The sequence below is a fragment of the Streptomyces sp. NPDC054796 genome, assembly GCF_053611545.1.
Window position 1 is genome coordinate 1 of the sequence record NZ_JBSHAO010000033.1, and the last position, 17,447, is coordinate 17,447.

Consider the following 17,447-nt stretch of genomic DNA (forward strand, 5'->3'; position numbering starts at 1 on the left):
TGGGCAATCGTCCCGCAAGGCGGGACGGGTGGGCACAACCCGTGCCACCGGCCCGCAACACGCGAACGAACCCAAAGGGGCACCAGGGAAGGCGCCCCCCTACGAGAAACGGGCACCCCGTGTGGCCGTCACCCCGCACCCCGTGAGGGGGCACACCAGCGTGCAGGGGCAACCCTGTGTTTCCGCGCCGCTGAGGCACACTGGCATCGCCGTACCCACAGCCGACGGGGAGGAGAGCGCACGGTGAGCACGGGCACGGGGACGGGCACGGGGACGGGCACGGGCACCGGCAGGGACACCGGCAGGGACACGGGCGTCGACGGAACGACGGACAGGGACGCCCGACACAGCACCCCGCCCCCGCCCCCGCACACGCGGTTCGACCCCCTCGCGGCACTCCGCGACGAGGACGCGGACTGGACGGACTGGGACGTCTACCTCACGGGCACCGTCTTCCTGGACATCGTCTTCACGGGCCTGGACTCGGCCCCGGTCAGGGGCACGGAGTCGTGGGCCCGGGGCATGGGCTCCAGCCCCGGCGGCGTCGCCAACATGGCGACGGCGCTGTCGCGCCTGGGCCTGCGCACTTCCCTCGCCGCCGCCTTCGGCGACGACATGTACGGCGACTACTGCCGCGAGGCCCTGGAGCACGGCGAGGGCATCGATCTCGCCCTGTCGCACACGGTCCCCGGCTGGCACAGCCCGGTGACCGTGTCCATGGCGTACGAGGGCGAGCGCACGATGGTCTCGCACGGCCACGAGGCCCCGCCCAAGGACGCCGCGACGGCCTACGACCCGCAGGCACCGGAGTGCCCGCCGCCGGCGCGCGCGTGCGTGACCTCGCTGGTGCCTGGCGGCTCCCAGGAGTGGATCGCGACGGCGGCCCGCCGGGGCAGCCGTATCTTCGCCGACGTCGGCTGGGACGACACGGGCCGCTGGGACCTGGCCGCGCTCCCCGATCTGGCGCACTGCGAGGCGTTCCTGCCGAACGCGGCCGAGGCGATGCGCTACACCCGTACGGACTGCCCCCGCGCCGCGGCCCGCGCGCTCAGCGAACATGTGCCGCTGGCCGTCGTCACGCTCGGCCCCGAGGGTGCCTGCGCCGTGGACGGCCGTACGGGCGAGAGCGCGGACGTGCCCGCCATCGCCGTGGAGGCGCTGGACACGACGGGCGCGGGGGACGTGTTCGTCGCAGGGTTCGTCATGGGGAGCCTCGCCGAGTGGCCCCTCGCGGACCGTCTCGCCTTCGCGGGGCTGACGGCGGCGCTGTCGGTGCAGGAGTTCGGGGGCTCGCTCTCGGCGCCGGGCTGGGCCGAGATCGCCGCCTGGTGGCAGCACACGCGCCGGTACGCGGACCAGGACGCGGCGGCGCTGCGTCGTTACGCCTTCCTGGACGCGCTGCTCATGGGCTGTGGCCGTCAGTGGCCGCTGCGCAGGGCGGTGCCGACGATCGGCTTCCGCAGGGGGCCGGGTGAGGGGCCTGGCGCACGGGGGGTGAGCGAGGCGTAACCGAGACCGTAAATGCGTTCTTGCCTGTCAGTGGCGCGTCGTACTCTTGATAACCCAGGAGCCGGACAGTACAGAGAGGGATGAGCAGGCCCCAGAGGCCGCCCATGACGCAGACAACCACGAACCAGGCCGGGCAGGATCAGGCCACCGCCCGTTTCTCCGTCCCAGCCAAGCACCCGATGGTGACCGTGCTGGGCTCTGGCGATTCCCTCCTGCGTGTCATCGAGAAGGCGTTCCCGCACACGGACATCCACGTCCGCGGGAACGAGATCAGCGCGACGGGCGATGCCGCCGAAGTGGCCCTCGTCCAGCGCCTTTTCGACGAGATGATGCTGGTGCTCCGCACGGGCCAGCCGATGACGGAGGACGCGGTCGAGCGCTCCATCGCGATGCTGCGCGATCAGGAGAGCGGCGCCGGGACGGGGAGCGAGACCCCGGCCGAGGTGCTGACGCAGAACATCCTGTCCAACCGGGGGCGGACGATCCGCCCCAAGACGCTCAACCAGAAGCGCTATGTCGACGCGATCGACCAGCACACCATCGTCTTCGGCATCGGCCCCGCCGGCACGGGCAAGACCTATCTCGCCATGGCCAAGGCGGTGCAGGCGCTCCAGTCCAAGCAGATCAACCGGATCATCCTCACTCGTCCCGCCGTCGAGGCGGGCGAGCGGCTGGGCTATCTGCCCGGTACGCTCTACGAGAAGATCGATCCGTATCTGCGCCCGCTCTATGACGCGCTGCACGACATGCTGGACCCGGACTCGATCCCCCGTCTGATGGCGGCGGGCACGATCGAGGTCGCGCCGCTGGCGTACATGCGAGGTAGGGCACAGCCGACCTTCACCAAGGTCCTGACCCCCGACGGCTGGCGCCCCATCGGTGACCTCCAGGTCGGTGACCTGGTGATCGGCTCCAACGGCGAGCCGACCCCCGTGCTGGGTGTCTATCCGCAGGGGGAGAAGGACGTCTACCGGGTCACGTCCCAGGACGGCGCCTGGACGCTGGCCTGCGGTGAGCACCTGTGGACGGTCCGTACGGCCTCGGACAAGCGGCGCGGCAAGCCGTGGCGGGTCATGGAGACCCAGGAGATGATCGGCAATCTGCGCGCCGCTCACGCCCGGCGGTACGAGCTGCCGATGCTGACGGCGCCGGTCAGCTTCCCCGGGCGTGAGGTCCCCATGGACCCGTACGCACTGGGGCTGCTCCTCGGGGACGGCTGCATCACCGGTGAGACCACCCCGTCGTTCTCCACCGCGGATCCGGAACTGGCCACCGCTTTGGCGGGCTCGTTCCCCGGCGTCACCGCACGGCAGAAGACCCACGTCGATTACGTGCTGAACCGGGTACGGCAGCCCGGCGACTCCATGCGCTCCGAGAACCCGGTCACAGGCGCGTTGCGCACACTCGACCTGTTGGGCGCGCGGTCGCACACCAAGTACGTGCCGGAGGAGTACCTCCACAACTCCAAGGACGTCCGACTGGCGCTCCTCCAGGGGCTGCTGGACTCGGACGGCGGCCCGGTCACCCAGGCGGACCGCACCTGCCGGATTCAGTACACGACCACCTCGATCCTCCTCCGGGACGACGTCATCGCACTCGTCCAGTCGCTGGGCGGAACGGCGTACGCGCGGCGGCGCGCGGCAGAGGGTCGCAGGCCGGGACGCGTGAACGGCCGGGATGTCCCCTATCGCCGGGACGCCCACGTCATCGACATCCGCCTGCCTGAAGGCATCGAGCCCTTCCGTCTTGCCCGCAAGCGGGAGAAGTACCACGCGGCCGGAGGCGGTGGGCGGCCGATGCGGTTCGTCGACTCCATCGAACCCGCCGGGCGCGAGGAGTGTGTATGCATCCAGGTGGCCGCCGAGGACTCGCTGTACGTCACGCAGGATCATCTGCTGACGCACAACACCCTCAATGACGCGTTCATCATCCTGGACGAGGCGCAGAACACGAACCCCGAGCAGATGAAGATGTTCCTCACCCGGCTCGGCTTCGAATCCAAGATCGTGATCACCGGTGATGTCACGCAGGTCGATCTCCCCGGTGGCACGAAGAGCGGGTTGCGCCAGGTCCAGGAGATCCTGGACGGCGTGGACGATGTGCACTTCTCGCAGCTCGACAGCTCCGATGTCGTCCGGCACAAGCTCGTCGGCCGCATCGTCGACGCGTATCAGCGTTTCGACGACCGCAACGGCACCATGAACGGTGCCAACGGACACGGCAACGGAACCGGCACCAGCAACAGAAAGCGCTGAGTAACCCGCACCATGGCGATCGACGTCAACAACGAGTCCGGCACGGCAGTGGACGAGGAGTCCCTCCTCGACATCGCCCGCTACGCGCTGGGCCGGATGCGCATCCACCCGCTGTCCGAGCTGTCCGTGATCGTCGTCGACGCCGACGCCATGGAGCAGCTCCACATCCAGTGGATGGACCTGCCGGGCCCCACGGACGTGATGTCCTTCCCGATGGACGAGCTGCGCCCGCCCGTCAGGGACGAGGACGAGCCGCCGCAGGGCCTCCTCGGGGACATCGTGCTGTGCCCCGAGGTCGCCGAGAAGCAGGGTGCCGACGCGCCGACGCAGCACTCCATGGACGAGGAGCTGCAACTGCTCACCGTCCACGGGGTGCTGCACCTGCTGGGCTATGACCACGAGGAACCCAGGGAGAAGGCGGAGATGTTCGGTCTCCAGTCAGCGATCCTCGACGGCTGGCGCGCGGAGCGCGGCATGGAAGGCCCCTCCCCGGCGCCGACCACCACGTCGTGACCGCGCAACTGATCGCGGCGGCCGTCCTGCTGGTCGTCGTCGCCTGGCTGGCGGCCTGCGCCGAGGCGGGCCTGGCGCGCACGACGAGCTACCGCGCCGAGGAGGCCGTGCGCCAGGGGCGGCGCGGCGCCGACCGCCTCGCGCTCGTCGCCGCCGATCCCACGCGCTATCTCAACCTCGCGCTGCTGCTGCGCGTCGCCTGCGAGGTGGCCTCGGGCGCGCTCGTCACGTACGCGTGCCTGCGGGCCTTCGACGCGACGTGGGAGTCCCTGACGGTGGCCATCGCGGTCATGGTGCTCGTCTCGTACGTCGCGATCGGCGTCTCGCCGCGCACCATCGGCCGCCAGCACCCGTTGAACACGGCCACGGCGGCCTCGTACGTGCTGGTCCCGCTCGCCCGCATCCTCGGCCCCGTGCCGCAGTTGCTGATCCTGCTGGGCAACGCGCTCACGCCGGGCAAGGGCTTTCGCAAGGGCCCGTTCGCGAGCGAGGCGGAGCTGCGCGCGATGGTGGACCTCGCCGAGCGGGAGTCGCTCATCGAGGCCGAGGAGCGGAAGATGGTGCACTCCGTCTTCCAGCTCGGCGACCGCATCGTGCGCGAGGTGATGGTCCCGCGCACGGACCTGATCACCATCGAACGCTTCAAGACGATCCGCCAGGCGCTGACCCTCGCGCTCCGCTCCGGCTTCTCCCGCATCCCGGTGGTGGGGGAGAGCGAGGACGACATCGTCGGCATCGTCTATCTCAAGGACCTGGCGCGTAAGGTCCACATCAGCCGCGAGGCCGAGTCCGAGCTGGTCTCGACGGCGATGCGGCCCGCGTTCTTCGTGCCCGACACCAAGAACGCGGGCGACCTGCTGCGCGAGATGCAGCAGGACCGCACGCACGTCGCGGTGGTCATCGACGAGTACGGCGGCACGGCCGGGATCGTCACCATCGAGGACATCCTGGAGGAGATCGTCGGCGAGATCACCGACGAGTACGACCGCGAACTCCCGCCCGTCGAGGATCTCGGCGAGGGCCGCTACCGCGTCACCTCCCGCCTGGACATCGGCGATCTCGGCGAGCTGTACGGACTGGTCGGGCTGGACGACGAGGACGTGGAGACCGTCGGCGGCCTGCTGGCCAAGGCGCTGGGCCGTGTCCCGATCGCGGGCGCGACGGCGACGATCGACGTCACCGAGGACCGCTCCGACCCCGGGCTGCACGCCCTGCGCCTGACGGCGGAGGCCCCCGCGGGCCGCCGCAACCGCATCGTCACGGTGCTGGCCGAGCCCGTCCGCTCCACGGAGGAGCCCCCGCGAGCCCCCCGGACTCGGACTCCGGGGACTCCGGGGGAGGAGACCACCGGCGCCGAGGACGGGCCGGTGACGGCGGCCGAGGGCGAGGAGCGGCAGGCGTGACCCTGACCCCTGACGCGCTGCGTGACTTCTGCCTGGAGATGAACGGCGCCTTCGAGGACTACCCGTTCCCGGGCAACCCGGAGCTGGCGACGTTCAAGGTGGGTGGCAAGATCTTCGTGTTCAGCTCGCTGGACGACGAGCCGCTTCGGGTGACCCTCAAGTGCGAACCGGAGGCGGCGGTGCGGCTGAGGGCGGCGCACGCGGCGATCCTCCCCGGCTACCACCTGAACAAGCGGCACTGGAACACCGTCGTCCTCGACGGCTCGCTGCCCGAGCGGATGGTGCGGGAGCTGATCGAGGACTCCTACGACCTGGTCGTCGCCAAGCTCCCCCGCGCGCAGCGGCTGCTCCTCGACCGCGCCTGAGCGGCTTCCGTGAACTTTTGCCGGGGTGCGCGCGTCTGATCTTCCGCAGGAGATCGAAGCGCCCTCCGCGGATGGGACACAACACGATGAACGATCAGTACGGCAGCGCAGGCGCCGCCCGCACGGCGAACGTCGGGTCCACCGGGACCGCAGGATGAGCAGGGCGCGGTCCGACGGGCGGTCGCGGATATCCCACGCCCCGGCGGGACGGGGCAGACGGCGGCGTCGGCGCCGCTCGCGGTCACGCTCCGTGGTGCTGGCGGTATGCGCAATCGCGGTGGTCGCCGCCGCCGCGCTCCTGGGCGGTTTCCTGGTCCCCGACAGCCAGGAGCGGGCCGACGGGGAGACGGCCACAGCGCCCTCCGGCACCTCCGGCGAGGCGACGGCGTCCCCCTCGCCCTCGGAGAGCCCGAAGCCGAGCCCTTCCCCGTCGAAGAAGTCGGCCAAGCCGAAGACCTCGAAGTCCCCGAGCGGCTCCCCGTCCCCCAGCGGCGACGCCGTGGACCCGAACGCGACGTACCCGGCCGACGGCCCCGGCGAGTTCCGCACGGCGACGGTCGCGGGGGAGCGGATCGGCAGCACGGGCAGGCTCTTCCGCTACAAGGTCAAGGTGGAGGAGAACCTGGCGCAGACCCCGAACGCGGTCTCGGCCGAGGTGCGCAGGGTCTTCGCCGACCCCCGTGGCTGGACGGCCGGTGGCAAGGCGTCCTTCCAGCAGGTCACCGACGGCGGCGAGGCGCACGACTTCACCGTGGTCGTCGCCACCCCGGGCACCGTGGACCGCATGTGCGGGCAGGGCGGCCTGGAGACCGGCGGCGAGGTCAACTGCCGCGTCGGCAAGAACGTGGTGGTCAACATCAAGCGCTGGCTGCTGGCCTCCCCGTACTACCAGCACAGCCTCTCCGACTACCACGCGCTGACGGTCAACCACGAGGTCGGACACTTCCTCGGGTACGGGCACGAGGGGTGTCCCGGGCCCGGCAAGCCCGCTCCGGCGATGATGCAGCAGATCAAGGGGCTCGACGGCTGCAAGGCGAACCCCTGGCCGTACGACAGCGACGGCACCTATCTGTCGGGGCCCTCGGTCCCCTGACGAGGCGGACGGGGCCAGGCGTCGAAGCGGCGACGACGCGGCGCCGCGTGCGCGGCTCCCAGGCCGGAGCGCATATGCTCGCCCGTATGAGTGAGAGTGCGCAGACGCTGGACCCCGAGGACCGCAAGATCGTCACGCTGGCCCGCACGACCCGGGCCCGCAACGCCGTGCCCGAGGGCGCGGCCGTGCGCGACGAGACAGGGCGTACCTACGTCGCGGGCTCCGTCGCCCTCGCCTCGCTCCAGCTCAGCGCGCTCCAGACCGCCGTCGCGATGGCCGTGGCCTCCGGCGCCAAGTCGCTGGAGGCCGCAGCGGTGGTCTCCGAGGCCGAGGAGCTGGCCGTCGCCGACCTCGCCGCGGTGCACGACCTCGGCGGCCCCGCCACTCCCGTGCTGCTCGCGGGCCCCGACGGCACCGTGCGCACCACGACGACAGCGGGCTGACTCTCGGCGGCGCGGGCCCGCCCCGGACCCGCACCCGTGCCCTTACCCGGCCCCCGCAGGCCCGACGGGACCGGCGGCCCGCCCGATCGGGGACAATGGTCGCCATGAGCGCACCTTCCCCCGCCCCCGAGGCCACCGATGCCCCTCCGCACCGTTCCGGCTTCGCGTGCTTCGTCGGCCGCCCGAACGCGGGCAAGTCGACCCTGACCAACGCCCTGGTGGGCACGAAGGTCGCGATCACCTCCAACCGCCCGCAGACCACGCGGCACACGGTGCGCGGCATCGTGCACCGCCCGGAGGCCCAGCTCGTGCTGGTGGACACCCCCGGGCTGCACAAGCCGCGCACCCTGCTCGGCGAGCGGCTGAACGACGTGGTCCGTACGACGTGGGCCGAGGTCGACGTCATCGGCTTCTGCCTGCCCGCCGACCAGAAGCTCGGCCCCGGGGACCGCTTCATCGCGGCCGAGCTGGCGGCCATGAAGAAGAAGCCCAAGGTCGCCGTCGTCACCAAGACGGACCTGGTGGACTCCGAGACCCTCGCCAAGCAGCTCCTCGCCGTGGACAGGCTCGCGCAGGACCTCGGCTTCGAGTGGACCGAGATCGTCCCCGTGTCGGCCGTCGGCGATCAGCAGGTGCGGCTCCTCGCCGATCTGCTGGTGCCGCTGCTCCCCGAGGGCCCGCCCCTCTACCCGGACGGCGATCTGACCGACGAGCCCGAGCAGGTCATGGTCGCGGAACTGATCAGGGAGGCGGCGCTGGAGGGCGTGCGGGACGAGCTGCCGCACTCCATCGCCGTGGTGGTCGAGGAGATGATCCCCCGCGAGGGCCGCCCGGCGGACAAGCCCCTGCTGGACATCCACGCCAACGTCTTCCTGGAGCGCCCCAGCCAGAAGGGCATCGTGATCGGCCCCCAGGGCAAGCGGCTCAAGGAGGTCGGGACGAAGTCGCGCAAGCACATCGAGGCGCTGCTCGGTACCCCGGTCTATCTCGATCTGCACGTCAAGGTCGCCAAGGACTGGCAGCGCGACCCGAAGGCCCTGCGCAGGCTCGGGTTCTGAGCCGGGGCCCAGGAGATCTGAGCCAAGGCCCAAGGGTTCTGGCCCAGGGCCCGAGGTCTGGCCCGGCTTCCGGCCGGGGCACCGGACACCGCGGCTACTTCGTGTCGCCTTCCTTGAGCACCAGGCTGATCAGGGCCGACATGTTCTCGCTCAGGCGGGGGTCGGCGCCGTACGCGACGTCGCCGTCCACGTCGATCTCGTAGTGGAACCCGTCGGGCACCCCCGTCGGGCGCCGCTCCCGGCCCTCGGCGAGGGCGCTGCGGGCGAGCGAGGCGAGTTCGTCGGCGTCCGGGCGGCCGGCGGTCTCCAGCGTGGCCCTGCGAGTGAGCCCACCGAAGCCGCCTGTGCGGATGACGGAAATACGCATGGGCTCATCCTCGCGTCCGGCCGCCCGGAACATAAGGGGCTACACCGCCCGGAGAGCCCTAATTCTCCGTGGGGGTGACACCTACCTGGGACCAGGACTTCACCACCGCCCCGTGCTCCGCACTGGTGTCGCCGTACCGCTCGGCCGCCTTCGCGAGGGTGACCGCCGCGAACGCGGAGAAGTCGCAGTCCGGCTTCAGATCACCCGAGGTCAGCGTGTCGTACCAGATCTGTCCCGCGCGCTCCCAGGCGTGGCCGCCCAGTTCCGTCGCGAGTACGTAGAAGGCGTGATTCGGGATCCCCGAGTTGATGTGGACGCCGCCGTTGTCCGAGCCGGTGTGGACGTAGTCGTCCATGGTGGCGGGCTGCGGGTCCTTGCCGAGCACGTCGTCGTCGTACGCCGTTCCCGGCGCCTTCATGGAGCGCAGCGCGACGCCCTCGACCCGGTCCGTCAGCAGCTCGGCGCCGATCAGCCAGTCGGCCTGGTCGGCGGTCTGGCCGAGGCCGTACTGCTTGATGAGGGAGCCGAACACGTCCGAGACGGACTCGTTGAGCGCGCCCGACTGGCTGAAGTACTCCAGGTTGGCGGTGTACTGCGTGACGCCGTGCGTCAGCTCGTGGCCGATGACGTCGACGGGCAGCGTGAAGTCCTTGAACAGCTCGCCGTCCCCGTCGCCGAAGACCATCCGCTCGCCGTCCCAGAAGGCGTTGCCGTACTGCTCGCCGTAGTGGACGGTCGCGTCCAGGGGCAGGCCCGCGTTGTCGATGGAGTAGCGGTCGAAGGCGGAGAGGAACAGCTCGAAGGTGGCGCCGAGGCCGGTGTAGGCGCGGTTGACGCTGGCGTCCTTGGACGGCTTGCTGCCCTCCGTCCGGACCTTCTTGCCGGGCAGTTCCTCCTTGGTCTTGGCATCGTAGATCGTGCGCTCGGGCTTCTTGTCCGCGTCGTCCGCCACCGAGGGAGGCGCCGCCGCCAGCGGCATCCGCACGGTGGTGATCCGGCGCCGGGTGCGCTGCGAGGCGTCCCGTTCCAGGGTGCGCCGGGCGGGATCGGCCAGCGCCGCGTCCGCGTTCCGGGAGATCCGGTCCAGGACGTGGGGCGGCACGATGGTGCAGAAAACTGGGATGTGAGAGGAGTGTGCGTTCATACTGCGCAATGTGGCACTGGGTCACTCTCCTGTCACCGCCTGCTGCCATGATTCGTACGAAGGAATGCCTGGAACGTCCTGAAGCCGACTCCCTGGCCAAAGTCTGGTAACGCCCCCCACCGCGCCCCGGCGCCGCCCCTCGCCCCTTCTCCGTCACCCCTCTCCGTCACCCCCTCGGCCGCTTTACGGTTCGCTGATACGCCATCCCGCATGGTGATACACCCCCTGGGCAACACGGCCGCCTCGGTTAGGCTGTCGCCATCATGCGTTTCGGGCTGCTTCTCCTTAGCTGCCGCGGCGAGGGTCTGTAGTCGTACGACCGACCCCCTCCCCGCGGAGTCTGGTGCTGCCACCGCAGTCGGTCCTCGAAGCCCACTCACGCGGAGCCCTCCGCGATCAGGAGCCCACGCATCATGACTTCCTCCGATTCCCGCATCGGCCGCCCCACGCCCATCACCGCGGCGACCGTCGGGCAGAAGCCCTCCGGGATGCCGTTCCACAAGTACGGCGAGTACGAGGCCGTGGACATCCCCGACCGCACCTGGCCGGGCAACCGCATCACCAAGGCACCCCGCTGGCTGTCGACGGACCTGCGCGACGGCAACCAGGCGCTGATCGACCCCATGTCGCCCGTGCGCAAGCGCGCGATGTTCGACCTGCTGGTGAAGATGGGCTACAAGGAGATCGAGGTCGGGTTCCCCTCGTCGGGCCAGACCGACTTCGACTTCGTGCGCTCCATCATCGAGGAGGACGCGATCCCCGAGGACGTGACGATCTCCGTCCTCACCCAGGCCCGCGAAGAGCTGATCGAGCGCACCGTGGAGTCCCTGAAGGGCGCACACCGGGCCACCGTCCACCTGTACAACGCGACCGCGCCCGTCTTCCGCGAGGTCGTCTTCCGCGGCACCCGTGACCAGGTCAGGCAGATCGCGGTCGACGGCACCCGGCTGGTGATGGAGTACGCGGAGAAGCTGCTCGACGACCGCACGGCGTTCGGCTACCAGTACAGCCCCGAGATCTTCACGGACACCGAGCTGGACTTCGCGCTGGAGGTCTGCGAGGGCGTCATGGACGTCTGGCAGCCCGAGGAGGGCCGCGAGATCATCCTGAACCTGCCCGCCACCGTGGAGCGCTCCACGCCCTCCACCCACGCGGACCGTTTCGAGTGGATGTCCCGCAACCTGTCGCGGCGCGAGAACGTATGCCTGTCCGTACACCCCCACAACGACCGCGGTACCGCGGTCGCGGCGGCCGAGCTGGCCGTCATGGCCGGGGCCGACCGCGTCGAGGGCTGCCTGTTCGGGCAGGGCGAGCGCACCGGCAACGTGGACCTGGTGACGCTGGGCATGAACCTCTTCAGCCAGGGCGTCGACCCGATGATCGACTTCTCGGACATCGACGAGATCCGCCGCACCGCCGAGTACTGCAACCAGATGGAGGTCCACGCCCGCCACCCGTACGTCGGCGACCTCGTCTACACCGCCTTCTCCGGCTCCCACCAGGACGCCATCAAGAAGGGCTTCGAGGCGATGGAGAACCGCGCGGCCCAGCAGGGCAAGACGGTGGACGACCTGGAGTGGGCGGTGCCGTACCTGCCCATCGACCCCAAGGACGTCGGCCGCTCCTACGAGGCCGTCATCCGCGTCAACTCGCAGTCCGGCAAGGGCGGCATCGCCTACGTGCTGAAGGGCGAGCACAGCCTCGACCTGCCGCGCCGCATGCAGGTCGAGTTCTCGAAGATCATCCAGGAGCTGACCGACACCGAGGGCGGCGAGGTCACCCCGGCCGCCATCTGGGACGTCTTCCAGGACGAGTACCTGCCCACCCCGGAGAAGAGCTGGGGCCGCATCGCGCTGCGCAGCGCCCAGGCGTCCACGACGAGCGAGGGCCACGACGCGCTGACGGTGGAGGCCACCGTCGACGGCGAGGACACGGTGCTGAAGGGCACGGGCAACGGCCCGCTGGCCGCCTTCTTCGACGCGCTGCACGCCGTCGACGTGGACGTGCGCCTCCTGGACTACGTCGAGCACACCATGAGCGAGGGCGCGGGCTCGCAGGCCGCCGCCTACATCGAATGCGCCATCGACGGCAAGGTCCTGTGGGGCGTCGGCATCGACGCGAACATCGTGCGGGCCTCCATCAAGGCCGTCGTCTCCGCCGTGAACCGCGCGGCGCGCCGCTGAGCCGGTCCGGCGCTGCCCGCTGAAACGGGCCGCCGGGCCGGTAGGCGGCGGGCGTCAGCCGAGCGGTGGCGGGCGGTGCCGGGTGGCGGCGCGCGTGACGCCCGCCGGGCTGACCGTCCGCCGTCAACGAGACGGCTCACCAGCAGCCCTTCGCACGTCAGCGCCATCGGGGCCCGCCGCGACGGCGGGCCCCGACGGCGCCGTACGGCCCCCTCCTCGGCGGCCGGAAGCCGAAAGGTGCGGGCGGGGTGCTGACGCCGCATCATGGCTGTGGTTAACATCACGTTCACTGACGGCAGCGTTGCCGATTCGTGACGGAGGTGCGGCGTGAGGCGTTCCCGTGATCCGCGAGCCCGTACGGCGCGCGCGGAGCGTGCCGACGGCACAGGACGCGTCCGCGTCGCCGGTGTCCGCACCGTCTGGCACACCATCGACGACGGCGACTTCTTCTGCCCCGGCTGCGGCGGCGACCGCAGCTACCGCCGCCGCACAGGACACCGCCGCTTCGTGCTGCTGGGCGTTCCGCTCGTGCCGCGCGGCAGCGCGGGCCCCGTCCTCGAATGCGCCGCCTGCCGCGCCCACTTCGGCGCCGAGGCCCTCGACCACCCCACCACCACCCGCCTCGCGGCGATGCTGCGGGACGCCGTGCACGCGGTCGCCCTCGCCGTCCTCGCCGCGGGCGGCACAGAGGCCCGTGCGGCCCGCGAGACGGCCGTGGAGACGGTCCGGGCCGCCGGGTACCCGGAGTGCTCCGAGGAGCAGCTGACGGCGCTCCTCGCGGCGCTCGGCGCGGACAGCGTGCCCGTCGAGATCGAGCTGCACGAGGCCCTGGCGCCCCTCGGGCCCCATCTGGCCCCCGCCGGGCGCGAGAGCCTGCTGCTCCAGGGCGCGCGCATCGCCCTGGCCGACGGCCTCTACCGGGCCGGGGAACGCGACGTGCTGGCGGCGGTCGGCGCCGCCCTGTGCATGGACGCCGACGACATCGAACGGCTGCTCGCCCAGGCGGCGCGTACGCCTTCCTGAGCCGTACGTCCCCTTGGAACGCGCGTCGCCGACTCCCGTAGCCCGTCCAACTCCCGCCCTCGGTAAGGAAGCCGGGTCATGACGAGCCCGCGAACACCGCTGCCCGCCTTCCCCGCCGGCTTCCTGTGGGGCGTGTCCACCTCGGCCCACCAGATCGAGGGCGCCGTCGACGAGGACGGGCGGGGCCCTTCCGCCTGGGACGCGTTCGCCGCCGAGCCGGGCCGGATCAGGGACGGGAGCACGGCCGCCGTCGCCACAGGGCACTACCACCGCTACCGCGAGGACGTGGCGCTGCTCAAGGAGCTGGGGGTGGGCGCGTACCGCTTCTCGGTCGCCTGGCCGCGCGTGCTGCCCGACGGCTCGGGCCCCGTGAACGCCGCCGGGCTCGGCTTCTACGACCGCCTCGTCGACGAACTGTGCGCCGCGGGCATACGCGCCGTGCCGACGCTCTACCACTGGGACACCCCGCTCCCCCTGGAGACGGGCGGCGGCTGGCTCTCCCGCGACACGGCGTACCTCTTCGCGGACTACGCGGACACAGTGGCCGCGCGCCTCGGTGACCGCGTCGAGCGGTGGATCACCCTCAACGAGCCCGCCGAACTCACCCTCCTCGGCTACGGACTGGGCGAGCACGCGCCCGGCAGACGGCTCCTGTTCGACGCGCTGCCCGCCGCGCACCACCAGCTCCTGGGCCACGGGCTGGCCGTGGCGGCGCTGCGCGCTCGCGGGGCGCGCTCCGTGGGCATCGCCAACTCGCACGGCCCGGTCAGGCCCGCCTCGGACAGCGCGGCGGACACCGGCGCCGCCGAACTGTACGACCTGCTCACCAACTGGCTGTTCGCCGACCCGCTGCTGCTCGGCCGCTACCCGGACGAGGGACTGGCCGCCGCCCTGCCAGGACCCGTGGACGAGGACCTGGAGACGATCGCCGCGCCGCTGGACTTCTACGGGGTGAACTACTACCAGCCCACACTGGTGGGAGCGCCCGCGCCGGGTGAGGGCGACGGCGGGTTCGCCGGGGTCGGGCTGCCCGACGGGCTCCCCTTCGCGCCCCGGGAGATCCCCGACCGGCCCCGTACGGGCTTCGGCTGGGCCGTCGTCCCCGAGGGCCTTCCCGAGCTGCTGCACGGCCTGCGGGAGCGCTATGGGGAGCGGCTGCCGCCCGTCGTCATCACCGAGAACGGGTGCGCGTACGAGGACCGCGTCGCGGACGGCCGTCGCGTCGACTACCTGGAAGCGCACCTGCGGGAGCTGCACCGCGCGATGGCCGAGGGGGCCGACGTGCGCGGCTACTTCGTCTGGTCGCTGCTGGACAACTTCGAGTGGGCCGAGGGGTACACACAGCGCTTCGGCCTGGTGCACGTGGACTACGACACCCTGGAGCGCACCCCCAAGGACTCCTACCGCTGGTTCCGCGAGCAACTGCGGGCCCAGCGGGCCGGGCAGTCCCAGCGTGCGGCGCGCCCGTGAGACGGCCACCGGGGGACGGCGAGCGGCGGGGCCGGTGCGGCCCCGCCGCCCTGGCCTCAGCGGGTCCGGCCTCCACTACTGGAGTGGTGCGTGCTGTGACGCGAGCTGCGGTGCGAGTCGCGGGGCTGAGAGGGTGCGGAGGGGGCCTGGCTCCGAGAGGTACTGGTGTGGTGGCGGTGGCTCGTGCTGTGCCCCTGGCCGCCGGGCTGCATGCCCGCGTAACCGGCACGCCGCCCCTGTGCGGCGAGGGCCTGCGGGTCGAAGGGCGCGGGGTGCCCGCCGGGACCGCCGAGCGCCCGGAGAGTGTCGGTGATGGCGGGGTCGCTCGACGGGTACGACTGGTACGGCTGCTGCTGGTACGACGGCGCGTTGGAGCCGCGGGACGCCGACACGTGGGACGGGGGCGACTGGTAGGTCGGCGCCGGGGTGCCCTGGGCGCTCGGGGCGGCTGGGGGGTACGCGTTGTAGGCGGGGAGTTGCTCCTGGTAGCCGTACCTCCCGATGATGACCTCGTCCGCGCCCCGCCGACCGGAGGTGTTGTAGCCGTTCTGGGGGGTTTGGCTGTTATGGCCGGTACTGACGGGGCTGGGGCTGGTCGGGTTGTCGAATTGCCTGTACTGGTCGTAGGGGTTGCTCGGTGCGCTGAAGCCGTTGCCCTGCAACGGCTGGTCATAGGGATAGGTGGGGCGATCAGCCATATCCGGTTTTCCTCTCTGCGTGGGCTCTGAGGCATTGGAGCCCTTTGGGGTAGGACCACGTACGACGGTGACAAAGGGTTCACAGGGGGCGAGCGCCCTCCGCCCCGTCCCCCTCCGGGCCGTACGCGACAATGGCCGCATGAGTCTGTTCCGCGACGACGGCATCGTGCTGCGCACCCAGAAGCTGGGGGAGGCGGACCGGATCATCACGGTGCTCACCCGGGGTCACGGGCGGGTACGCGCCGTAGCGCGCGGAGTGCGGCGCACGAAGTCGAAGTTCGGGGCCCGACTGGAGCCGTTCAGCCACGTCGACGTGCAGTTCTTCTCGCGCGGCAGCGAGCTGATCGGGCGCGGGCTGCCCCTGTGCACGCAGACGGAGACGATCGCGGCGTACGGCCAGGGCATCGTCAGCGACTACGCCCGCTACACCGCCGGCACCGCCATGCTGGAGACCGCCGAGCGCTTCACGGACCACGAGGGCGAGCCGAACGTGCAGCAGTACCTGCTGCTCGTCGGCGGACTGCGCACGCTCGCCTCGGGCGAGCACGCCTCGGGGCTCGTGCTGGACGCCTTCCTGCTGCGCTCGCTCGCCGTCGGCGGCTACGCGCCCAGCTTCGGGGACTGCGCGAAGTGCGGGATGCCGGGCCCGAACCGGTTCTTCTCCGTCGGTTCCGGCGGCGTCGTCTGCGGGGAGTGCCGCGTCCCCGGCAGCGTCGTCCCCTCGCCCGAGGCGCTGCGGCTCCTCGGGGCGCTGCTCACGGGCGACTGGGCGACGGCCGACGCCGCCGAGCCCCGGCACGCGCGCGAGGGCACGGGCCTGGTCTCGGCCTATCTGCACTGGCACCTGGAGCGCGGGCTGCGCTCGCTGCGCTACGTGGACAGGACCGACAAGGCGGCCCCTCCCCAGGAGCCTCCCCGGGCCTCTCCCGGAGCCTCTCCCGGGGCCCCTCCCGGCCCGGCCGAGCGTCCCCGCCCCACGCAGCCCGAACCGTCGTGACCGGCTACCCTCGCCCCTACCGGTCCCGCATCACCCCCGTCCCGCACCCGAACCCGGTCCCCGGAACCCACCCCTGGAGCTGAACACCCATGGCACGTCGCGGAATGCTGTCCCGGCAGCGTCGCGAGTACGTCACGCCCGAGCCGCACCCCTCGGGCGCCCGCCCGCCGAAGATCCCGGGCGAGCTGATCCCGAACCACGTGGCGGTCGTCATGGACGGCAACGGCCGCTGGGCCAAGGAGCGGGGCCTGCCGCGCACGGAGGGCCACAAGGTCGGCGAGGGCGTCGTCATGGACGTGCTCAAGGGCTGCCTGGAGATGGGCGTCAAGAACCTCTCCCTGTACGCCTTCTCCACGGAGAACTGGAAGCGCTCGCCCGAGGAGGTGCGCTTCCTGATGAACTTCAACCGCGACGTCATCCGCCGCCGCCGCGACGAGATGGACGAGCTGGGCATTCGCATCCGCTGGGTCGGCCGGATGCCCAAGCTGTGGAAGTCCGTCGTCCAGGAGCTCCAGGTCGCGCAGGAGCAGACCGAGCGGAACGACGCGATGACGCTCTACTTCTGTGTCAACTACGGCGGTCGTGCCGAGATCGCGGACGCGGCACAGGCCCTCGCCGAGGATGTGAAGGCGGGCAAGCTGGACCCGTCGAAGGTCACCGAGAAGACCCTCGCGAAGTACCTGTACTACCCGGACATGCCCGACGTGGACCTCTTCCTGCGCCCGTCGGGCGAGCAGCGCACGTCGAACTATCTGATCTGGCAGAGCGCCTACGCCGAGATGGTCTACCAGGACGTGCTGTGGCCCGACTTCGACCGCCGTGACCTGTGGCGGGCCTGCCTGGAGTACGCGCAGCGCGACCGGCGCTTCGGCGGCGCGCCCCCCGCCAAGTAGCGCGAGGCGCCACGAAAGGGTGCGGGCCCGTAC

15 protein-coding genes and 1 pseudogene are annotated in these 17,447 nt (G+C 71.4%); 13 read left to right on the forward strand and 3 right to left on the reverse strand.

Annotated elements, in window-relative coordinates; translation table 11 throughout:
• Positions 1 to 243 precede the first annotated feature (243 nt).
• The 8 genes from ACWGJ2_RS25075 to era all read left to right on the forward strand — a co-directional run bounded on the left by ACWGJ2_RS25075 (position 244) and on the right by era (position 8,639).
• Positions 244 to 1,509: a carbohydrate kinase family protein gene (locus ACWGJ2_RS25075; protein ID WP_453348462.1), complete on the forward strand. Its 1,266-nt coding sequence runs from the start codon at positions 244 to 246 to the stop codon at positions 1,507 to 1,509.
• A 104-nt stretch (positions 1,510 to 1,613) separates the two neighbouring features.
• Positions 1,614 to 3,764, forward strand: a complete 2,151-nt coding sequence (locus tag ACWGJ2_RS25080) for a PhoH family protein (RefSeq protein ID WP_453348463.1) — start codon at positions 1,614 to 1,616, stop codon at positions 3,762 to 3,764.
• A gap of 12 nt (positions 3,765 to 3,776) precedes the next feature.
• A complete protein-coding gene (ybeY, locus tag ACWGJ2_RS25085; RefSeq protein ID WP_453348464.1) occupies positions 3,777 to 4,277 on the forward strand; it encodes an rRNA maturation RNase YbeY in 501 nt (166 codons plus the stop codon).
• Positions 4,274 to 5,680 (forward strand): hemolysin family protein, encoded by a 1,407-nt coding sequence (locus tag ACWGJ2_RS25090; RefSeq protein ID WP_453348465.1) that lies wholly within the window; start codon positions 4,274 to 4,276, stop codon positions 5,678 to 5,680. The genes ybeY and ACWGJ2_RS25090 overlap by 4 nt, the downstream gene beginning before the upstream one ends.
• A gap of 2 nt (positions 5,681 to 5,682) precedes the next feature.
• A complete protein-coding gene (locus ACWGJ2_RS25095) occupies positions 5,683 to 6,045 on the forward strand; it encodes an MmcQ/YjbR family DNA-binding protein (protein WP_453348553.1) in 363 nt (120 codons plus the stop codon).
• A gap of 277 nt (positions 6,046 to 6,322) precedes the next feature.
• Complete coding sequence (locus ACWGJ2_RS25100) at positions 6,323 to 7,138, forward strand: DUF3152 domain-containing protein (RefSeq protein ID WP_453348466.1); 816 nt, start codon at positions 6,323 to 6,325, stop codon at positions 7,136 to 7,138.
• Between the two features lie 74 nt (positions 7,139 to 7,212).
• Positions 7,213 to 7,581, forward strand: coding sequence for a cytidine deaminase (locus ACWGJ2_RS25105; RefSeq protein ID WP_453348467.1), 369 nt, complete (start codon positions 7,213 to 7,215; stop codon positions 7,579 to 7,581).
• 95 nt (positions 7,582 to 7,676) lie between these two features.
• A complete protein-coding gene (gene era / locus ACWGJ2_RS25110; protein WP_453348468.1) occupies positions 7,677 to 8,639 on the forward strand; it encodes a GTPase Era in 963 nt (320 codons plus the stop codon).
• A 94-nt stretch (positions 8,640 to 8,733) separates the two neighbouring features.
• Here era and ACWGJ2_RS25115 read toward each other — a convergent pair whose 3' ends face one another.
• Both ACWGJ2_RS25115 and ACWGJ2_RS25120 read right to left on the reverse strand, forming a co-directional pair.
• A complete protein-coding gene (locus tag ACWGJ2_RS25115) occupies positions 8,734 to 9,006 on the reverse strand; it encodes a protealysin inhibitor emfourin (protein WP_453348469.1) in 273 nt (90 codons plus the stop codon).
• Positions 9,007 to 9,064: 58 nt separating this feature from the next.
• Complete coding sequence (locus ACWGJ2_RS25120; RefSeq protein ID WP_453348470.1) at positions 9,065 to 10,150, reverse strand: M4 family metallopeptidase; 1,086 nt, start codon at positions 10,148 to 10,150, stop codon at positions 9,065 to 9,067.
• A gap of 413 nt (positions 10,151 to 10,563) precedes the next feature.
• Here ACWGJ2_RS25120 and leuA point away from each other — a divergent pair, with 413 nt between their 5' ends.
• The 3 genes from leuA (at position 10,564) to ACWGJ2_RS25135 (ending at position 14,826) form a co-directional block, all read left to right on the forward strand.
• Positions 10,564 to 12,333 (forward strand): 2-isopropylmalate synthase, encoded by a 1,770-nt coding sequence (gene leuA / locus ACWGJ2_RS25125; RefSeq protein ID WP_453348471.1) that lies wholly within the window; start codon positions 10,564 to 10,566, stop codon positions 12,331 to 12,333.
• A 327-nt stretch (positions 12,334 to 12,660) separates the two neighbouring features.
• A complete protein-coding gene (locus ACWGJ2_RS25130; RefSeq protein WP_453348472.1) occupies positions 12,661 to 13,356 on the forward strand; it encodes a TerB family tellurite resistance protein in 696 nt (231 codons plus the stop codon).
• A 78-nt stretch (positions 13,357 to 13,434) separates the two neighbouring features.
• On the forward strand, positions 13,435 to 14,826 hold the full coding sequence (locus ACWGJ2_RS25135; RefSeq protein ID WP_453348473.1) for a GH1 family beta-glucosidase: 1,392 nt from the start codon (positions 13,435 to 13,437) through the stop codon (positions 14,824 to 14,826).
• 56 nt (positions 14,827 to 14,882) lie between these two features.
• On the opposite strand, the gene ACWGJ2_RS25140 is transcribed toward ACWGJ2_RS25135, so the two are convergent.
• Positions 14,883 to 15,524, reverse strand: a complete 642-nt coding sequence (locus tag ACWGJ2_RS25140; protein WP_453348474.1) for a hypothetical protein — start codon at positions 15,522 to 15,524, stop codon at positions 14,883 to 14,885.
• A 139-nt stretch (positions 15,525 to 15,663) separates the two neighbouring features.
• Here ACWGJ2_RS25140 and recO point away from each other — a divergent pair.
• Positions 15,664 to 16,407, forward strand: a pseudogene (recO, locus tag ACWGJ2_RS25145) (DNA repair protein RecO); the annotation flags it as partial.
• Positions 16,408 to 16,610: 203 nt separating this feature from the next.
• Positions 16,611 to 17,414, forward strand: a complete 804-nt coding sequence (locus ACWGJ2_RS25150) for an isoprenyl transferase (protein WP_453348475.1) — start codon at positions 16,611 to 16,613, stop codon at positions 17,412 to 17,414.
• Positions 17,415 to 17,447: the final 33 nt, after the last annotated feature.